The 15,922-nt window shown below is 67.6% G+C and carries 23 protein-coding genes; 22 read left to right on the forward strand and 1 reads right to left on the reverse strand.

The features are described 5' to 3' along the window. The first annotated feature begins 49 nt into the window (after positions 1–49). The 22 genes from rplN (at position 50) to truA (ending at position 13,233) form a co-directional block, all read left to right on the forward strand. The gene (rplN, locus tag Pth03_RS07130) at positions 50–418 is read left to right on the forward strand and encodes a 50S ribosomal protein L14 (RefSeq protein ID WP_036328509.1); all 369 of its coding nucleotides are present in this window, start codon (positions 50–52) and stop codon (positions 416–418) included. Between the two features lie 9 nt (positions 419–427). Next, positions 428–739: a 50S ribosomal protein L24 gene (rplX, locus tag Pth03_RS07135; RefSeq protein ID WP_203943635.1), complete on the forward strand. Its 312-nt coding sequence runs from the start codon at positions 428–430 to the stop codon at positions 737–739. Continuing rightward, on the forward strand, positions 739–1,308 hold the full coding sequence (rplE, locus tag Pth03_RS07140; RefSeq protein WP_203943341.1) for a 50S ribosomal protein L5: 570 nt from the start codon (positions 739–741) through the stop codon (positions 1,306–1,308). The genes rplX and rplE overlap by 1 nt, the downstream gene beginning before the upstream one ends. 2 nt (positions 1,309–1,310) lie before the next feature. Then, positions 1,311–1,496, forward strand: coding sequence for a type Z 30S ribosomal protein S14 (locus tag Pth03_RS07145; RefSeq protein ID WP_030451489.1), 186 nt, complete (start codon positions 1,311–1,313; stop codon positions 1,494–1,496). Between the two features lie 124 nt (positions 1,497–1,620). After that, positions 1,621–2,019 carry a 30S ribosomal protein S8 gene (gene rpsH / locus Pth03_RS07150; protein WP_066933619.1) on the forward strand — a complete coding sequence of 133 codons (399 nt, stop codon included), beginning with the start codon at positions 1,621–1,623 and terminating at the stop codon, positions 2,017–2,019. An 18-nt stretch (positions 2,020–2,037) separates the two neighbouring features. Further along, the gene (gene rplF / locus Pth03_RS07155; RefSeq protein ID WP_203943342.1) at positions 2,038–2,580 is read left to right on the forward strand and encodes a 50S ribosomal protein L6; all 543 of its coding nucleotides are present in this window, start codon (positions 2,038–2,040) and stop codon (positions 2,578–2,580) included. A 2-nt stretch (positions 2,581–2,582) separates the two neighbouring features. Further along, the gene (rplR, locus tag Pth03_RS07160) at positions 2,583–2,966 is read left to right on the forward strand and encodes a 50S ribosomal protein L18 (protein ID WP_203943343.1); all 384 of its coding nucleotides are present in this window, start codon (positions 2,583–2,585) and stop codon (positions 2,964–2,966) included. A 40-nt stretch (positions 2,967–3,006) separates the two neighbouring features. Then, positions 3,007–3,636: a 30S ribosomal protein S5 gene (gene rpsE / locus Pth03_RS07165; protein WP_203885777.1), complete on the forward strand. Its 630-nt coding sequence runs from the start codon at positions 3,007–3,009 to the stop codon at positions 3,634–3,636. A 2-nt stretch (positions 3,637–3,638) separates the two neighbouring features. After that, on the forward strand, positions 3,639–3,821 hold the full coding sequence (rpmD, locus tag Pth03_RS07170) for a 50S ribosomal protein L30 (protein WP_093171751.1): 183 nt from the start codon (positions 3,639–3,641) through the stop codon (positions 3,819–3,821). 2 nt (positions 3,822–3,823) lie between these two features. Next, the gene (rplO, locus tag Pth03_RS07175; protein WP_203943344.1) at positions 3,824–4,279 is read left to right on the forward strand and encodes a 50S ribosomal protein L15; all 456 of its coding nucleotides are present in this window, start codon (positions 3,824–3,826) and stop codon (positions 4,277–4,279) included. A gap of 179 nt (positions 4,280–4,458) precedes the next feature. Further along, the gene (gene secY / locus Pth03_RS07180; protein ID WP_203943345.1) at positions 4,459–5,766 is read left to right on the forward strand and encodes a preprotein translocase subunit SecY; all 1,308 of its coding nucleotides are present in this window, start codon (positions 4,459–4,461) and stop codon (positions 5,764–5,766) included. Then, the gene (locus tag Pth03_RS07185; protein ID WP_203943346.1) at positions 5,766–6,419 is read left to right on the forward strand and encodes an adenylate kinase; all 654 of its coding nucleotides are present in this window, start codon (positions 5,766–5,768) and stop codon (positions 6,417–6,419) included. Before secY ends, Pth03_RS07185 begins: the two co-directional genes overlap by 1 nt. A gap of 88 nt (positions 6,420–6,507) precedes the next feature. After that, positions 6,508–7,335: a type I methionyl aminopeptidase gene (gene map / locus Pth03_RS07190; RefSeq protein ID WP_203943347.1), complete on the forward strand. Its 828-nt coding sequence runs from the start codon at positions 6,508–6,510 to the stop codon at positions 7,333–7,335. 69 nt (positions 7,336–7,404) lie between these two features. Beyond that, positions 7,405–7,848 (forward strand): DUF1707 domain-containing protein, encoded by a 444-nt coding sequence (locus tag Pth03_RS07195; protein ID WP_203943348.1) that lies wholly within the window; start codon positions 7,405–7,407, stop codon positions 7,846–7,848. A gap of 417 nt (positions 7,849–8,265) precedes the next feature. Then, positions 8,266–8,487 carry a translation initiation factor IF-1 gene (infA, locus tag Pth03_RS07200; protein WP_012887858.1) on the forward strand — a complete coding sequence of 74 codons (222 nt, stop codon included), beginning with the start codon at positions 8,266–8,268 and terminating at the stop codon, positions 8,485–8,487. 49 nt (positions 8,488–8,536) lie between these two features. Then, on the forward strand, positions 8,537–8,650 hold the full coding sequence (rpmJ, locus tag Pth03_RS07205) for a 50S ribosomal protein L36 (RefSeq protein WP_003956441.1): 114 nt from the start codon (positions 8,537–8,539) through the stop codon (positions 8,648–8,650). 253 nt (positions 8,651–8,903) lie between these two features. Then, positions 8,904–9,284: a 30S ribosomal protein S13 gene (rpsM, locus tag Pth03_RS07210; protein ID WP_203943349.1), complete on the forward strand. Its 381-nt coding sequence runs from the start codon at positions 8,904–8,906 to the stop codon at positions 9,282–9,284. Positions 9,285–9,318: 34 nt separating this feature from the next. Continuing rightward, positions 9,319–9,723, forward strand: a complete 405-nt coding sequence (gene rpsK / locus Pth03_RS07215; protein ID WP_203943350.1) for a 30S ribosomal protein S11 — start codon at positions 9,319–9,321, stop codon at positions 9,721–9,723. Between the two features lie 20 nt (positions 9,724–9,743). After that, positions 9,744–10,370, forward strand: coding sequence for a 30S ribosomal protein S4 (gene rpsD / locus Pth03_RS07220; protein ID WP_203943351.1), 627 nt, complete (start codon positions 9,744–9,746; stop codon positions 10,368–10,370). Between the two features lie 158 nt (positions 10,371–10,528). Continuing rightward, positions 10,529–11,545, forward strand: coding sequence for a DNA-directed RNA polymerase subunit alpha (locus tag Pth03_RS07225; protein WP_203943352.1), 1,017 nt, complete (start codon positions 10,529–10,531; stop codon positions 11,543–11,545). Between the two features lie 99 nt (positions 11,546–11,644). Further along, on the forward strand, positions 11,645–12,184 hold the full coding sequence (rplQ, locus tag Pth03_RS07230; RefSeq protein ID WP_203943353.1) for a 50S ribosomal protein L17: 540 nt from the start codon (positions 11,645–11,647) through the stop codon (positions 12,182–12,184). A 152-nt stretch (positions 12,185–12,336) separates the two neighbouring features. After that, positions 12,337–13,233 (forward strand): tRNA pseudouridine(38-40) synthase TruA, encoded by an 897-nt coding sequence (truA, locus tag Pth03_RS07235; RefSeq protein ID WP_203943354.1) that lies wholly within the window; start codon positions 12,337–12,339, stop codon positions 13,231–13,233. Here the strand turns inward: truA and Pth03_RS07240 are convergent. After that, a complete protein-coding gene (locus Pth03_RS07240) occupies positions 13,223–15,871 on the reverse strand; it encodes a hypothetical protein (RefSeq protein ID WP_203943355.1) in 2,649 nt (882 codons plus the stop codon). The two genes, truA and Pth03_RS07240, sit on opposite strands and share 11 nt — an antisense overlap. Positions 15,872–15,922: the final 51 nt, after the last annotated feature.

The raw sequence follows: 15,922 nt of genomic DNA on the forward strand, positions 1-15,922 counted from the left end.
GCCAGGCTCACCGCACCGGTGAGAACCGGCGAGACACACAGGAGTTGACGTGATCCAGCAGGAGTCGCGGCTCAAGGTCGCCGACAACACGGGTGCCAAGGAGATTCTCTGCATCCGCGTGCTCGGCGGCTCGGGTCGGCGCTACGCGGGTATCGGCGATGTCATCGTTGCGACGGTGAAGGACGCCATCCCCGGCGGAGGCGTGAAGAAAGGCGACGTTGTCAAGGCTGTCGTGGTGCGCACCGTGAAGGAGCGCCGCCGCCCCGACGGCTCCTACATCCGCTTCGACGAGAACGCCGCAGTCATCATCAAGGACAGCGGCGACCCCCGGGGCACCCGCATCTTCGGCCCGGTGGGCCGCGAGCTGCGCGACAAGAAGTTCATGCGCATCATCTCGCTCGCCCCGGAGGTGTTGTAAATGCCGAAGCTGCATGTGAAGAAGGGTGACCTCGTCAAGGTCATCGCCGGCAAGGACAAGGGTCGCGAGGGCCGTATCATCGCCGCCTACCCGCGCGAGGACCGCGTGGTGGTCGAGGGCGTCAACCTGATCAAGAAGCACTCCAAGGTGACCCACCAGGGTCCGCGCGGCGCCAAGGAAGGCGGCGTGCAGACCATGGAGGCCCCCATCCACGTGAGCAACGTCAAGAAGCTCAAGGATGAAGACAAGCCCAAGGAGAAGCCCGCTAAGAAGGCCGACGCCAAGAGCGACGAGGCCGGCGAGACGGGTGAGGACAACTGATGACCGCCACCACTGAAGAGCGCACCGTTCCGCGCCTCAAGCAGCGCTACCGCGAGGAGATCATCGCGAAGCTGCGCGAGGAGTTCGGCATCGAGAACATCATGCTGGTTCCCGGGGTCACCAAGATCAAGGTGAACATGGGTGTCGGCGAGGCCGCCCGCGACTCGAAGCTCATCGAGGGCGCCGTCCGCGACCTCACCGCGATCACCGGTCAGAAGCCGGCCGTCGCCCGCGCCCGCAAGTCCATCGCGCAGTTCAAGCTCCGCGAGGGCATGCCGATCGGCGCCCACGTGACCCTGCGCGGCGACCGCATGTGGGAGTTCCTCGACCGTCTGCTGTCGCTGGCGCTCCCGCGTATCCGTGACTTCCGCGGCCTGTCGCCGAAGCAGTTCGACGGCAACGGCAACTACACCTTCGGTCTCACCGAGCAGGTCATGTTCCACGAGGTCGACCAGGACAAGGTCGACCGGCAGCGGGGCATGGACATCACGGTCGTGACGACCGCGAAGAACGACGAGCAGGGACGGGCGCTGCTGAAGCACCTCGGATTCCCCTTCAAGGAGGCCTGATCATGGCGAAGACATCGCTCAAGGTCAAGGCAGCGCGGAAGCAGAAGTTCGAGGTCCGGGCGTACACTCGGTGCTCGCGCTGCGGCCGTCCGCGCGCCGTCTACCGCAAGTTCGGCCTGTGCCGCGTGTGCTTCCGTGAGATGGCGCACCGGGGCGAGCTGCCCGGCATCACCAAGTCGAGCTGGTAGCCCCCGTCCGGGGTTGCCCGCCGTACACCAGAAGTCATGTAAACCGGGCGCCGGCCATGTCGGCGCCCATGACCGCACCGTAGGTCCACCTCTGTGGAAACCGCGGTGAGGAAGGCCACCGGCCATGACGATGACCGACCCGATCGCAGACATGCTGACGCGTCTGCGTAACGCGAATTCGGCCTATCACGACACCGTCACCATGCCCTACTCGAAGATCAAGGCGCACATCGCCGAGATCCTTCAGCAGGAGGGCTACATCCAGGCCTGGAGCGTCGAGGACGCCAAGGTCGGCAAGAACCTCGTGGTGGAGCTGAAGTTCGGCCCCAGCCGTGAGCGTTCGCTCGCGGGCCTGCGCCGGGTTTCCAAGCCCGGCCTGCGGGTCTATGCAAAGAAGGACAACCTGCCCCGCGTTCTCGGCGGTCTGGGCGTTGCGATTATTTCGACGTCCGGCGGCCTGATGACGGACAAGCAGGCCGGCAAGCGTGGAGTGGGCGGGGAAGTCCTCGCCTACGTCTGGTAAGAGGGGAGGAACCACAGCATGTCGAGAATCGGACGGCTGCCCATCCCCGTACCGGCAGGTGTCGACGTCACCATCAGTGGTCGGGACGTCCAGGTCAAGGGGCCCAAGGGCACGCTCAGTCACACGGTCGCCGAGCCCATCGAGGTTGCTCGGGCCGAGGACGGCACGATCGCCGTCAGTCGCCCCAACGACGAGAACAAGATCCGTGCGCTGCACGGCTTGTCGCGCACGCTGATCGCCAACATGGTGTCGGGCGTGACGCAGGGGTACACGAAGACGCTGGAGATCGTCGGCGTCGGTTACCGCGTCCAGGCCAAGGGCCCGACGCAGCTGGAGTTCTCGCTGGGCTTCAGCCACCCGGTGATCGTCGACGCTCCCGAGGGCATCACCTTCCGCGTCGAGCGGCCCACGCTTTTCCACGTGGACGGCATCGACAAGCAGAAGGTCGGCGAGGTCGCCGCCAACATCAGGAAGCTGCGCAAGCCGGACCCGTACAAGGGCAAGGGCGTGCGCTACCAAGGCGAAGTTGTCCGCCGCAAGGTCGGAAAGGCTGGTAGGTAGTCATGGCTGGCAAGACTGCGTTCGGCAAGCACACGGCCGCCCGCGCTGTCTCGCGGGCCCGCCGGCACAACCGAGTCCGCAAGAACGTCTTCGGCACCACCGAGCGTCCGCGTCTGGTCGTCAACCGGTCCACGCGGCACCTGTTCGTGCAGATCGTCGACGACACCAAGGGCCACACGCTGGTGAGCGCGTCCACCATGGACGTCTCCCTGCGCGGCGCCGAGGGTGACAAGACTGAGAAGGCGAAGAAGGTCGGCGAGCTTCTCGCTCAGCGGGCCAAGACCGCCGGGATCACCGCCGTCGTCTTCGACCGCGGTGGCAACCGCTACGCCGGCCGCCTGGCCGCGCTCGCGGACAGCGCCCGGGAAGGCGGGCTGGAGTTCTGATGTCAGCCCGTCCCATGAGCAACGAGAAGAGGAACCACTGATGGCTGCAGCTCCGCGTCGCGGCGCAGGCGGCGGTGGCGAGCGGCGGGACCGTCGTGACGATCGCCGCGGCGGCGCCGCCGACAAGGGCGTCTCGTACATCGAGCGCGTCGTAAAGATCAACCGAGTGGCCAAGGTCGTCAAGGGCGGCCGGCGCTTCAGCTTCACCGCGCTGGTCATCGTCGGTGACGGCAACGGCCTCGTCGGGGTCGGGTACGGCAAGGCCAAGGAGGTGCCCGCGGCGATCGCCAAGGGCGTCGAGGAGGCCAAGAAGCACTTCTTCAAGGTGCCGCGCATCCAGGGCACCATCCCGCACACCGTGCAGGGTGAGGACGCCGCGGGCGTCGTCCTGCTGCGTCCGGCCTCCGCCGGTACCGGTGTCATCGCGGGTGGCCCGGTGCGCGCGGTCCTGGAGTGCGCCGGGATCCACGACGTGCTGTCCAAGTCGCTCGGCTCGGACAACCCGATCAACATCGTGCACGCCACCGTGGCGGCTCTGAAGGGCCTCAGCAGGCCCGAGGAGATCGCCGCCCGCCGTGGCCTGCCGATCGAGGACGTCGCCCCCAAGGCGATGCTCAAGGCTCGCGCCGAGGGCCTCGCGGAGGCTGCGGCGGCGAAGGCGGTGAGCTAGCGATGGCTCGTCTGAAGATCACTCAGGTCCGGTCGAAGATCGGCGGCAAGCAGAACCAGCGTGACTCGCTTCGCTCGCTGGGCCTGAAGCGAATCGGCGACGTCGTCGTCAAGGAGGACCGCCCGGAGATCCGGGGCATGGTCGCCGTTGTGACGCACCTCGTCGATGTCGAAGAGGTGGACTAGTCATGACTGAGAACGCTCCGCTCAAGATTCACGACCTGCGGCCCGCTCCCGGCTCGAACAAGGCCAAGGTCCGCAAGGGCCGTGGCGAGGGCTCCAAGGGCAAGACCGCCGGTCGCGGAACCAAGGGCACCAAGAGCCGTAACAACGTTCCGCTCGGCTTCGAGGGTGGCCAGATCCCGCTCCAGCGGCGGCTGCCGAAGCTGAAGGGCTTCTCCAACGCTCTGTTCAAGACGACCTACCAGGTCGTCAACCTGGACAAGCTCGGTGAGCTCTTCCCGGAGGGCGGCGACGTCGCCCTCCGCGACCTGGTCGCCAAGGGCGCGGTGCGCAAGAACCAGCCCGTCAAGGTGCTGGGAACCGGCGAGATCTCCGTGGCGTTGAACGTGCAGGCGCACGCCTTCTCCACCAGCGCCAAGGAGAAGATCGCCGCGGCCGGAGGCTCGGTTTCCGAGCTTTAGGCATGATGCTGTACGAGGCGCGGGGGTTCGATATGAGCCTCCGCGCCCGTAGTGCGTTAGAGTTCGCTGGGCAGTGGGCTCGTTCGCGTCCCACCTGACTCACTGGCAAGAAGACATGTCGATGGACGCCCTCGGACCATCGCCGACCGAAACCGCGTCTTGGGCGCGCTGGAGGGACCGTGCTAACCGCGATTACCCGGGCATTCCGGACTCCGGACCTGCGCAATAAGTTGCTCTTTACTCTGGGCATCATTGTGCTGTTCCGGCTCGGCTCGGTGCTTCCTACTCCCGGCGTCAACGCCGCGAACGTCCGGCTCTGCCTTGATCAGGCGCAGGCGGGCGACTCCAACAACATCTACGGAATGGTGCAGCTGTTCAGCGGCGGTGCGCTGCTGAAGCTGTCGGTGTTCGCCCTCGGCATCATGCCGTACATCACGGCGAGCATCATCCTGCAGCTGCTCACGGTGGTGATCCCGCGGCTCGAGGCTCTCAAGAAGGAGGGCCAGGCGGGCAACGCCAAGATCACACAGTACACGCGTTACCTGACCATCGGTCTGGGCATTCTCCAGTCGACGGCCTTCGTCGCCCTGGCGCGCAGCGGGCAGCTGTTCCCGAGCTGTAACCAGGAGATCCTGCTCAACCAGGACGTCTTCACGATCGTCACCATGGTCATCACCATGACCGCCGGTACCGCGGTGATCATGTGGCTGGGCGAGCTCGTGACCGACCGCGGCGTGGGTAACGGCATGTCGATCCTGATCTTCACCCAGGTGATCGCGGTCTTCCCGGCCGAGCTGCTGAGCATCTTCCGCCAGGACGCCTTCAAGTTCGCCGTGGTCATGGTCGTCGGCGTCGTGATGATCGCCGTGGTCGTCTTCATCGAGCAGGCACAGCGCCGCATCCCTGTGCAGTACGCCAAGCGGATGGTCGGCCGGCGGATGTACGGCGGGACCTCGACCTACATTCCGCTGAAGGTCAACCAGGCCAGCATCATCCCGGTCATCTTCGCGTCGTCGCTGCTCTACCTGCCCCAGCTGCTGGTCACGATCTTCGGCAACAGCCAGACGCCGAACGTGGTGATCGACTGGCTGGCGCAGAACCTGGTCCGCGGTGACCACCCGGTCTACATGGCCACGTTCTTCCTCCTCATCATCTTCTTCACCTACTTCTACGTGTCCATCATCTTCAACCCCGTTGAAGTCGCCGACAACATGAAGAAGTACGGTGGGTTCATCCCGGGCATCCGTCCGGGCCGGCCGACCGCCGAGTACCTGAGCTTCGTGCTCAACAGGCTCACGGCCGCGGGCGCTCCGTATCTGGGTGTCATCTCGCTCATCCCGATCATCGCGCTCGCGGTGGCGGGTGCCAGCCAGAACTTCCCGTTCGGAGGGACGAGCATTCTGATCATGGTGGGTGTCGGACTTGACACGGTCAAGCAGATCGAGAGCCAGCTTCAGCAGCGCAACTACGAGGGCTTCCTGAGATAGTGCGCCTCGTCCTGGTTGGGCCCCCCGGAGCGGGTAAGGGGACGCAGGCCCAGTTCATCGCATCGCACCTGTCGATCCCGAAAATCTCGACAGGTGACATCTTCCGTGCCAACGTCTCCGGCGGCACGGAGCTGGGCAAGCTCGCCAAGGAGTACATGGATCGGGGTGACCTCGTCCCCGACGAGGTCACGGTGGCCATGGTGCGTGACCGCCTGTCGGAGAAGGACGCGCAGGACGGCTTCCTGCTCGACGGGTTCCCCCGCAACGTCCCCCAGGCCGAGATCCTGAAGAAGATGCTGGCCGAGTTCGGTACCGGGCTCGATCTGGTGCTGGAGCTCGTCGTGGATGACGAAGAGGTCGTCCGGCGCTTGGCCGGTCGGCGCACCTGCCGCTCGTGCGGCAAGGTGTGGCACGTGGACTTCGACCCGCCTGCCGTACCCGGGGTCTGCGACGTCTGCGGCGGAGAGCTGTTCCAGCGCGACGACGACCGCGAGGAGACGATCCGGCACCGCCTGGAGGTCTATCAGGAGCAGACCGAGCCCCTGATCTCCTTCTACACGGACGAGGGCATCCTCGTCGGGGTGGACGCGACCGGCCCGGTCGAGGAGGTCACCCAGCGGGCGATGGCCGCTCTGCGAAGGTTCGCAGGCTGACGCTGTTTACCCAGGCTATGAACGCCATCCCTATCCATGGGGTGGCGTTCAGCCATTTATGGGACAATCACGAAAGGGGGTGCATTTAGTGTTCAAGAAGAGCAAGCACGGTATTCAGATCAAGTCGCCCGAACAAGTGGACAAGATGCGCGAGGCCGGTCTGGTCGTCGGCAGGACGCTCGAACTGCTGCGGGCGTCGGTCCAGCCGGGCATCACCCCTCTCGAACTCGACGCCATCGCCGAGAAGGCGATCAGGGGCGAGGGCGCCATCCCGTCGTTCAAGGGCTATCAAGGCTTCCCCGCGACCATCTGCGCCTCCGTGAACGAAGAGGTCGTCCACGGCATCCCCACGGACCGCCGCAAGCTTCGTGAAGGCGACATCATCTCCCTCGACTGCGGCGCGATCCTCGACGGCTGGCACGGCGACTCGGCGATCACCGTCCCCGTGGGGGAGGTCGCCCCCGAGCTCACCGAGCTCATGCGGGTCACCGAGGAGTCCATGTGGCGGGGCATCACCGCGCTGACGGTCGGCGGCCACCTGTCCGACATCGGCCACCGCGTCGAGACCTACGTCCGCTCCCAGGGCAGGTTCGGCATTCCCCCCGAGTACGGCGGGCACGGGATCGGCACCGCGATGCACATGGATCCCTGGGTGGCCAACCACGGCCGTCCCGGCCGGGGGCCCCGGTTCGAGGCCGGGATGTGCTTCGCCGTGGAGCCCATGGTCAATCTCGGCACCGAGCGCACGAAGGTGCTCGACGACGACTGGACGGTCGTCACCATCGACGGCAAGTCTTCGGCTCACTTCGAGCACAGCGTCGCGGTGACTCCGGACGGCCCGCTGGTGCTGACGGCGCTCGACGGTGGCGAGTCCCGCCTCAAGGAGCTCCTGGGCGACCGGCCGCAAAACCCGTGATTCGTACGGCTTGCCGTACGAATGCCTGGACCATAATGAGGGTATTGCGCGGATCTGCGGGAGATGAAGATGGCGGCAACCCCGGAAATGCGTGCCTCCGACGGCGACCGGGACCGGGTCGCGGCGGCACTGCGTGAGCACGTGGCCGAGGGCAGGCTCACCGTCGACGAGTTCAACGAGCGGCTCGAGGGCGTCTACCAGAGCCGGACGTACGGCGAATTGGCCAAGCTGACCTCGGACCTGCCGGAGATCGATCTGCACAGACTGCCCGCCGCGCCTGCGCCGGCCGCCAAGCAGCCTGCGCGGCCGCGCAACGGGCAACTGAAGGCCGCCTGGGTGAGCTGGGCCGCCACGAGCGCCGTCCTCTGGACGATCTGGCTCGTGTCGTCCATCGGCTCCGGGCAGCTGCTCTATCCGTGGCCGGTGTGGGTGACCGCCATCTGGGGGGTCGGCCTGCTGATGAACACCGTCTTCGGTACGGGCCCCGGGCACGGGCGGAACCGCCGCCGCTGAAACCGGTGGGTTTGGGTGGCTCTCCGGTTAGACGCAGTCTTTGCCGGTGAGTCACCGTCGCCCGGTTTTCCGCGGGGTAGGTGATCTTTATCGCGCGATCTGGAGCAGTTCCGCTGTGCCCTTCGCGGCGATGATCGAGTCGTGCCCGCCCGGATCGGCATTTCGGCGGTGCCGGACGGGCGGGCGCGATCTCCCCCTTGACACGCCCGGATCTGCGGTACCCTTTGACCCTGTTGTGTAGGGACACCCCGCTCCGTTTCGCATTTGGTGGGGGGTTGTCGTACACTACTTTGTCGGTTCACTATGACCTTTTGCGCATGGGCGGTCTTGGCCGACCGCGCTCTCCGAATGGTGTGAAGGTCGCGGCTGCTTAGTGTTCCGAAACCTCAGACGACCGATCAGTGAAACGCGAGGGCCATGGCCAAGAAAGACGGCGCCATCGAGATTGAGGGCACTGTGGTGGAGTCGCTCCCGAACGCCATGTTCCGGGTGCAACTCGACAACGGCCATAAGGTCCTTGCCCATATCAGTGGGCGGATGCGGATGCACTACATCCGAATCCTCCCCGACGACCGGGTGGTCGTCGAACTGAGCCCCTACGACCTCAGTCGTGGGCGGATCGTCTATCGGTACAAGTAGGCCATCCTCCGGTGATGGAGGCCGGCCGTACGCGGAACGAATAAGGACTATGAAGGTCAAGCCGAGCGTCAAGAAGATCTGCGACAAGTGCAAGGTGATCCGCCGGCACGGTCGCGTCATGGTGATCTGCGACAACCTGCGCCACAAGCAGCGCCAGGGCTAGTCGCGAACGGCCCCGCCTGGAGTCCGCTCCCGTAGCGGACTCGATATGTGCGAGGGCCCGCCGGGGCGGAACCATCCCACGGGTGGATCCGGGCCGGCGACGATAATCGCGTGTCACACCCGCGCAGGCGGTTCCCGCAGGGGAGCCGGACCACGCGGGAGACCCCCGGTCGGAGGCCGGGGCCCTCACCCCGGGCATGGGGAGGGGAAGTGAGGCGCAAGACCTCCGCCACAACGAAGGAGAATGCCCGACCATGGCTCGCCTGGTTGGCGTCGACCTCCCCCGCGAAAAGCGGCTGGAGATCGCTCTCACCTACATTTTCGGAATCGGCCGCACCCGCGCCCACGAGATCCTGAAGGCCACGGGCATCGACCCGGACCTTCGCGTCCACCAGCTCAGCGACACCGAGCTCGTGCCGATGCGTGACTTCATCGAGGCGAACTACAAGATCGAGGGTGACCTCCGCCGCGAGGTTCAGGCCGACATCCGGCGCAAGATCGAGATCGGTTGCTACCAGGGCATTCGGCACCGCAAGGGGCTGCCTGTCCACGGTCAGCGGACGCAGACGAACGCGCGCACCCGCAAGGGCAAGAAGAAGACCGTGGCCGGCAAGAAGAAGCCGGGCAAGAAGTAGTCCTTAGCAGCCACATTTCAGGAGAAGCGCTTAAATGCCGCCGAAGAGCCGCCAAGGCGCGCCGAAGAAGGTGCGCCGTAAGGAAAAGAAGAACGTCGCTCACGGGCACGCCCACATCAAGAGCACGTTCAACAACACGATCGTTTCGATCACCGACCCGAACGGGAACGTGATCTCCTGGGCCAGCGCCGGCCACGTCGGGTTCAAGGGCTCCCGTAAGTCCACCCCGTACGCCGCGCAGATGGCCGCGGAGAACGCCGCTCGCCGCGCCATGGAGCACGGCATGCGCAAGGTCGACGTCTTCGTCAAGGGCCCCGGCTCCGGCCGTGAGACCGCGATCCGTTCGCTGCAGGCGACCGGCCTCGAGGTCGGGTCCATCCAGGACGTGACCCCGGTTCCGCACAACGGCTGCCGTCCGCCCAAGCGCCGTCGCGTCTGAGTCCAGGAGATACAGAGAAAATGGCTCGTTACACGGGTGCGGACTGCAAGCTGTGCCGGCGGGAGAAGACCAAGCTCTTCCTCAAGGGCAAGAAGTGCGAGTCCGCGAAGTGCCCCATCGAGATCCGTCCTTACCCGCCGGGTGAGCACGGCCGCGGCCGTCCCAAGGAGTCGGAGTACCAGCTCCAGCTTCGTGAGAAGCAGAAGACCCGCCGCATCTACGGCGTCCTCGAGAAGCAGTTCCGCAACTACTACGAGGAAGCCAACCGCAAGGCCGGTAAGACCGGTGAGAACCTCCTCCAGATCCTGGAGAGCAGGCTCGACAACGTGGTCTACCGCGCCGGCTTCGCCGAGTCGCGTGACGCCGCCCGCCAGCAGGTCCGTCACGGGCACATCCTGGTGAACGGCAAGAAGGTCGACATCCCGTCGTACCGGGTCCGCGAGCACGACATCGTCGAGGTCCGCGAGAAGTCGCGCAACCTGCTTCCGTACGAGGTCGCCCGCGCCACCGCCGGTGACAAGACCGTCCCGGCCTGGCTGGGCGTCGCGTCGGAGAACCTGCGCATCCTGGTGCACCAGCTCCCGGTCCGCCAGCAGATCGACACGCTGGTTCAGGAGCAGCTGATCGTCGAGCTCTACTCCAAGTAGTAGCGCTGGATCGGACGATGACGCCGTACGGCCCGCACATTGCGAGCCGTACGGCATCATGGTTGTTAGCGAGTGGCGTCAAATAGCGGGCGTCGCCGTACGAATGGGGCAGGCCGGCAAGGAGTGGCGCCGGTTGTCCCGGATTCAGGAGTTACAAAATGCTGATTGCCCAGCGCCCGAGCCTCCAGGAGGAGTCGCTCGAGGAGCACCGGTCCCGGTTCGTCATCGAGCCGCTGGAGCCGGGCTTCGGCTACACCATCGGCAACTCGGTCCGCCGCACGCTGCTGTCCTCCATCCCGGGGGCGGCGGTCACCAGCATCCGGATCGAGGGCGTGCTGCACGAGTTCACGACCATCCCCGGGGTCAAGGAAGACGTCACCGACATCATCCTCAACCTCAAGGCACTGGTCGTCTCGTCCGAGCACGACGAGCCCGTGGTGATGTACCTGCGCAAGCAGGGCCCCGGTGAGGTCACGGCCGCCGACATCGCGCCTCCGGCAGGGGTGGAGGTCCACAACCCGGACCTGCACATCGCCACGCTGAACGGCAAGGCCAAGCTCGAGATGGAGCTGACCGTCGAGCGTGGCCGCGGCTACGTCTCCGCCGCGCAGAACAAGCAGCCGGGACAGGAGATCGGCCGGATTCCGATCGACTCGATCTACTCCCCGGTTCTCAAGGTCACCTACAAGGTCGAGGCCACCCGTGTCGAGCAGCGCACGGACTTCGACCGCCTGATCCTCGACGTCGAGACCAAGCCCTCCATGAAGCCCCGCGACGCGGTGGCCTCGGCGGGCAAGACCCTCGTCGAGCTCTTCGGCCTGGCCCGTGAGCTCAACGTCGAGGCCGAGGGCATCGACATCGGCCCGTCGCCGACGGACGCGGCCCTGGCCGCCGACCTGGCGCTGCCGATCGAGGAGCTCAACCTCACGGTTCGCTCCTACAACTGCCTCAAGCGCGAGGGCATCCACACTGTGGGTGAGCTCGTGGCTCGCAGTGAGCAGGACCTGCTGGACATCCGCAACTTCGGCGCCAAGTCGATCGAAGAGGTCAAGCAGAAGCTGCACGAGATGGGCCTCGCTCTGAAGGATTCCCCGCCCGGATTCGACCCCACCGCGGTCGCCGGCGGAGGGTACGACGACGAGGACGGCGGTTTCATCGAGACCGAGCAGTACTGATCGGTACTGCACGGCCCTGACAGTTGACGACCGGTCCGCCGGTCGGCCCGACCCCGGTACCTGATACGGCCGGGGCGGGTTATCCATGAGGAGCATCACATGCCCAAGCCCACCAAGGGCGCCCGCCTGGGCGGCAGCCCGGCGCACGAGCGGCTGATCCTGTCGAACCTTGCGACGCAGCTGTTCCAGCACGGCCGGATCCGCACCACCGAGGCCAAGGCCAAGCGCCTTCGGCCGCTGGCGGAGAGGCTGATCACCAAGGCGAAGAAGGGCGACATGCACAACCGTCGCCAGGTGCTGACCGTCGTCCGCGACAAGAGCGTCGTGCACCACCTCTTCACCGAGATCGCGCCGACGTTCGCCGAGCGTCCCGGTGGTTACACCCGGATCACCAAGATCGGCCCGCGTAAGGGAGACAACGCTCCCATGGCGGTCATCGAGCTGGTGAGCGAGCAGCTGAACCCGGTCACCGTCTCGCGCACCACGCCCGCTCCCGCGGCCGAGGCGCCCCAGGCGGACGTGGAGGAGGCCGTGGAGACCGCCGAGGCTCCGGAGGCCGCCGCGGAGGCGACGGAGTCCGCCGAGGCCACGGAGACGGCCGCCGAGGCGAAGGACGACGCCAAGAAGGACGAGGCCTGATCAAGCAGGCCTGACCGATGTGATCGGTCTGGTCGAGCGCAGGCCGGAGAGCGGGCTCGGTTCCCTTGCGGGATCCTGGGCCCGCTCTTCGTTTTCACCGGCATGCGTTTTCGGTACGGCGTGGTACGGCTTGGCCGTACGGGAGGGATGACGTGGATCGGGACGTGCGGCTGCGGCTGGACCTGTCGTATGACGGGACCGACTTCTCCGGATGGGCGCGCCAGCCGGGCAGGAGGACCGTCCAGGGCGAACTGGAAGACGCTCTCGGCCGTGTGCTCCGGTTGGAGGCGGCCCCCGCGCTGACCGTGGCCGGCCGTACCGACGCGGGGGTCCATGCCCGCGGCCAGGTGGCGCACGTCGATCTCCCGATCGCCTCACTGGCGGTGCTCGACGCGGCGGCCCGCCGGGGTCCCCAGCCGGGGGACGCCGAGGAGCTATGGGACGGCAAGGGGCCTGAATGGCTTTCTGCGCTCATCAGGAGGCTGTCAGGCGTTCTGCCCCTCGATGTCAGGGTCAACGCCGTCTGCGTGGCCCCTGAAGGCTTCGACGCACGATTCTCCGCGCTGTCACGGCGATACGTGTACCAGGTGGGTGACGCGCCGGGGGGCGTCGACCCGCTGCGGAGGCACGACGTGGTCTGGCGCAACCGGCCGGTTGATGTGGCTCTCCTGAATGCGGCGTCCGCGAGCCTTCTCGGGGAGCACGACTTCGCGGCGTTCTGCAGAAGCCGGGAGGGAGCCACCACGATCCGGGAGCTCCAGCGGCTCGACTGGGTCAGAGGCGAGGACCAGATCATCAGGGCGACCGTGATCGCCGACGCGTTCTGCCACTCCATGGTGCGCGCCCTGGTGGGGTCGCTGCTCGCCGTCGGGGAGGGCAGGAGGCCGGTCGAATGGCCCCGCCAGGTGCTGGTCACGGGTGTGCGGGACTCCGGCGTGCACGTCGCCCCCGCGCACGGGCTGACGCTGGAAGAGGTCCGCTATCCCGCGGCGGAGGAACTGGCCCGGCGCGCCGCGTCGACACGCCGGGTGCGCACACTCAGCCCGTGACGCGCTTTTCGATCACCTCGGCGGTGTGGTCGCGGAAGGCGCTGCTGATCGGCCCGAGGCTCCGGTCCTTGGCGTCCGGGGTGTGACCGTCGGCATAGGTGGCATAGCTGAAGACGATGTAACGCCCCCAGACCATCCCGGCCGCGTAGCCTCCCGAGATCGTCACCCGGTCGCTCGCCGTGTCGGGAGTGCCGTTCAGCCCGCGGAACCACTGGTTGCTGCCGAGGCTCTTGCTCTGGTCGGCCGTGAGCGCCGCCGCCTTGGTGGGCAGGACGGCGATGCCGGTCGTGACCGCGTACTGCTTCTTGGAATCCACGTAGGTCGCCCGCAGGACCCGGCTGCACTTGCCCTTCTTCAGCGCGGTCGCGAACGCCCCGGCGGCCGCCTGGCTGCAATCGCCGGTGATGTTGACCTTGACCGCCCGGTATGTCCTGCCGCCAAGCGTGATCTTGGAGACGGGGAAGGCCTCCTTCAGCGTCAGCTTGCGGGGGTCGGTCTTCTCGGAGTCGAGGATCGTGGCCGCCGCCCTGGTGGCGGACGGCGAAGCCGTGGGAGTCGCCTCCGTGGCGGCCCTGGATGCCGAGGGAGCGGCGGTGGGAACGGCGGTGGGCGGCTGGCCGGCGTAGGCGTAGAAGGCCGCGGTGCCGATGGCTCCGATGGCGATCACGGCTACGGCGCCGAGGAACGTTTTCTTGACCATGCCCGACGGGCTCTTCGCGGGGTCGCCGGGGGGAGCAGGTGGGAGCGTGATGACCGCCTGCGGGCTCGTGACCGGGCCCGGAGATCCCAGCGAGTCGAATCCGGAGGCGGGCGTCTTGGCCGCCGCGCGGGGCGGCGTCACCGGCGTGAAGGCGAACGGCGTCGTAGGCGCTTGGGCGGGGTCCTGCGGTGTCGGAGCTTTGGGCATCTGTCCTGGTGTCGGGTGGGGGGACGATGAGGGCATCGGAGGTTCCGCGCCAGAGGGCTCCTCGATCCGCAACGGGGGATGGCCGCCCGTTTGGGCGAAGCCCGATGTCGGCGTGATCGCGGCCGCGATGGCGTCGTCGTCAGCCTGGACGGGTCCGCCGGGCGTGCCCTCGGGTCGTGACCATGGTACGGCTCCCGCGTCGTGTGATCGCCCGTCCGCCGCCGGCCACCGGTCGAGCACGCCTCCGGCGCCGGAGGGGGTCTCGTCGCCCATGGCCGCCGGTCCCGCGGGGAACTCGGCGGGCACGGCGGAGTTCGGGACCACCGTTCCGGTGATCACAGGCCCGGCGCCGATCCCGTCAGGCAGGCGGTCGTTGTAGCCCGCGAACGGCTGGGGATCCGCGGCCGTCGGGCCGGCCGGTGTCGGGTCGGCGATCGGCGGAGGCGGCACGAGGCCCGCGGAGCCCTGAGAGTCCTCAAACGCGGGGGCGCCGGGGCGCGTCGGCCATCCGGCGCCGGCGCCGGTGACCTCGACGGCCGCGACCTCGTGGTCGACGGACGGCACGTCGTGCTGGATATGCCTGTCGTCGGGCGCCGGCGTCTCCTCGCCGCCGGAACGCAGTGGCGGCCAGACGGGAACGTCGCCGGGCTCGGCGGGACGGCCGCTCACCGGCTCTTCCGCTTTCGCGGAAGCCTCCGCTTGCGCCGATGCGTTCGGTTGCGCCGGGGCATCGCCGTACGCGGGCTCGCCGTATGCGGGCTCGCCGTATGCGGGCCGGTCTGCGTATGCGGGTGGTTCGGCGTGGGTGGGCTGTTCGCCGTATGAAGCGGGGCCGCCGTACGCGGGCGGATCTCCGTACGGGGCGGATGCGCCGGGGGAGGCCGTCTCGTCGACGGGCGCCTCGAAGACGGGTGCACCGTAGACGGGCGCACCGTAGACGGCGTGGGCGGGGGTGTAGGACTCCCGGGCGGCCGGTTCCCCTGCCGGGTCCGCATGAGAGGGCGCCGCATGCGCCGGAGTGTGGGGGGCCGGGTCCGGAGCGCCCGAGGGGGACGGCGTGTCGGCGGAGCCGTACGCGGACGAGGCGTCGAAGTCGGGCCGGGCATGCTGGCCCGGCTGGTCGGCGCCGCTGAACGCCGTCTGCCACGGGGCGTCGGTTCCGGGCATCGGCCCCCATGGCCGGGCCCGATCCTCAAGGTTGGGCGGCGGAGTCCACGGCGGAGGCCAGTTGCCGTGCTCGGCGTCCTGGAAGGCCGGAGAGGGACGCTCGCCCTCCGGAGTCTGCACCGGATGTCCGGCGGCCTGGCCCGGCGGCGGGAACCCTTCGGGGGAGCCTCCGGGCTGCTCCGCCGATCCGTGCCGTCCGTGGTCGTCCCCGCTTCGCGGAGCGTCTGCCGGTATCGAGGGCCCCGGAGCGGCCGTCGCGTACGGCGAGGCCGGAGCGGCGCGGGTCAGCCCCGGAGGCCGGGTGTCGAACGGCGTGATGGCCCGGAACTCGTTGGTCTCCTCCGACTCGTCGGGGACGTCGAGATCGGGAAGGTCCGCCGGCGGCGACGACCAGCTGTAGGCCGGCGCATCCTGAGGGGCCCACGCGGGCGGGTCCGCGGCGACGGGCGACTGGCCGAAGCTCGGCGGTGGCGTAGCCGCTGCCGCCGAGCCCGGGGCCTCCGCCTCCCGGTGGGTCCATGCCACGTCGTTTTCGTGCTCGGAACCGGAATCCTGGCCACGCATAGCCGGAAGCGTATCGGCGTGCACGAGATCGCCGTGTCGCTATGGGCGTTT

The organism is Planotetraspora thailandica (genome assembly GCF_016863335.1).
Classification (GTDB): Bacteria; Actinomycetota; Actinomycetes; order Streptosporangiales; family Streptosporangiaceae; genus Planotetraspora; species Planotetraspora thailandica.

Bases quoted from the DNA above. Each gene is read 5' to 3' on its own strand.
- rpmJ (WP_003956441.1), top strand. From the start codon at position 8,537: ATGAAGGTCAAGCCGAGCGTCAAGAAGATCTGCGACAAGTGCAAGGTG.
- rplE (WP_203943341.1), top strand. From the start codon at position 739: ATGACCGCCACCACTGAAGAGCGCACCGTTCCGCGCCTCAAGCAGCGC.
- rpsM (WP_203943349.1), top strand. From the start codon at position 8,904: ATGGCTCGCCTGGTTGGCGTCGACCTCCCCCGCGAAAAGCGGCTGGAG.
- rplF (WP_203943342.1), top strand. From the start codon at position 2,038: ATGTCGAGAATCGGACGGCTGCCCATCCCCGTACCGGCAGGTGTCGAC.
- rpsD (WP_203943351.1), top strand. From the start codon at position 9,744: ATGGCTCGTTACACGGGTGCGGACTGCAAGCTGTGCCGGCGGGAGAAG.
- rpsE (WP_203885777.1), top strand. From the start codon at position 3,007: ATGGCTGCAGCTCCGCGTCGCGGCGCAGGCGGCGGTGGCGAGCGGCGG.
- rplR (WP_203943343.1), top strand. From the start codon at position 2,583: ATGGCTGGCAAGACTGCGTTCGGCAAGCACACGGCCGCCCGCGCTGTC.
- rplO (WP_203943344.1), top strand. From the start codon at position 3,824: ATGACTGAGAACGCTCCGCTCAAGATTCACGACCTGCGGCCCGCTCCC.
- rpsH (WP_066933619.1), top strand. From the start codon at position 1,621: ATGACGATGACCGACCCGATCGCAGACATGCTGACGCGTCTGCGTAAC.
- rpsK (WP_203943350.1), top strand. From the start codon at position 9,319: ATGCCGCCGAAGAGCCGCCAAGGCGCGCCGAAGAAGGTGCGCCGTAAG.
- rpmD (WP_093171751.1), top strand. From the start codon at position 3,639: ATGGCTCGTCTGAAGATCACTCAGGTCCGGTCGAAGATCGGCGGCAAG.
- rplQ (WP_203943353.1), top strand. From the start codon at position 11,645: ATGCCCAAGCCCACCAAGGGCGCCCGCCTGGGCGGCAGCCCGGCGCAC.
- Pth03_RS07145 (WP_030451489.1), top strand. From the start codon at position 1,311: ATGGCGAAGACATCGCTCAAGGTCAAGGCAGCGCGGAAGCAGAAGTTC.
- infA (WP_012887858.1), top strand. From the start codon at position 8,266: ATGGCCAAGAAAGACGGCGCCATCGAGATTGAGGGCACTGTGGTGGAG.
- Pth03_RS07240 (WP_203943355.1), bottom strand. From the start codon at position 15,871: ATGCGTGGCCAGGATTCCGGTTCCGAGCACGAAAACGACGTGGCATGG.
- Pth03_RS07195 (WP_203943348.1), top strand. From the start codon at position 7,405: ATGGCGGCAACCCCGGAAATGCGTGCCTCCGACGGCGACCGGGACCGG.
- Pth03_RS07225 (WP_203943352.1), top strand. From the start codon at position 10,529: ATGCTGATTGCCCAGCGCCCGAGCCTCCAGGAGGAGTCGCTCGAGGAG.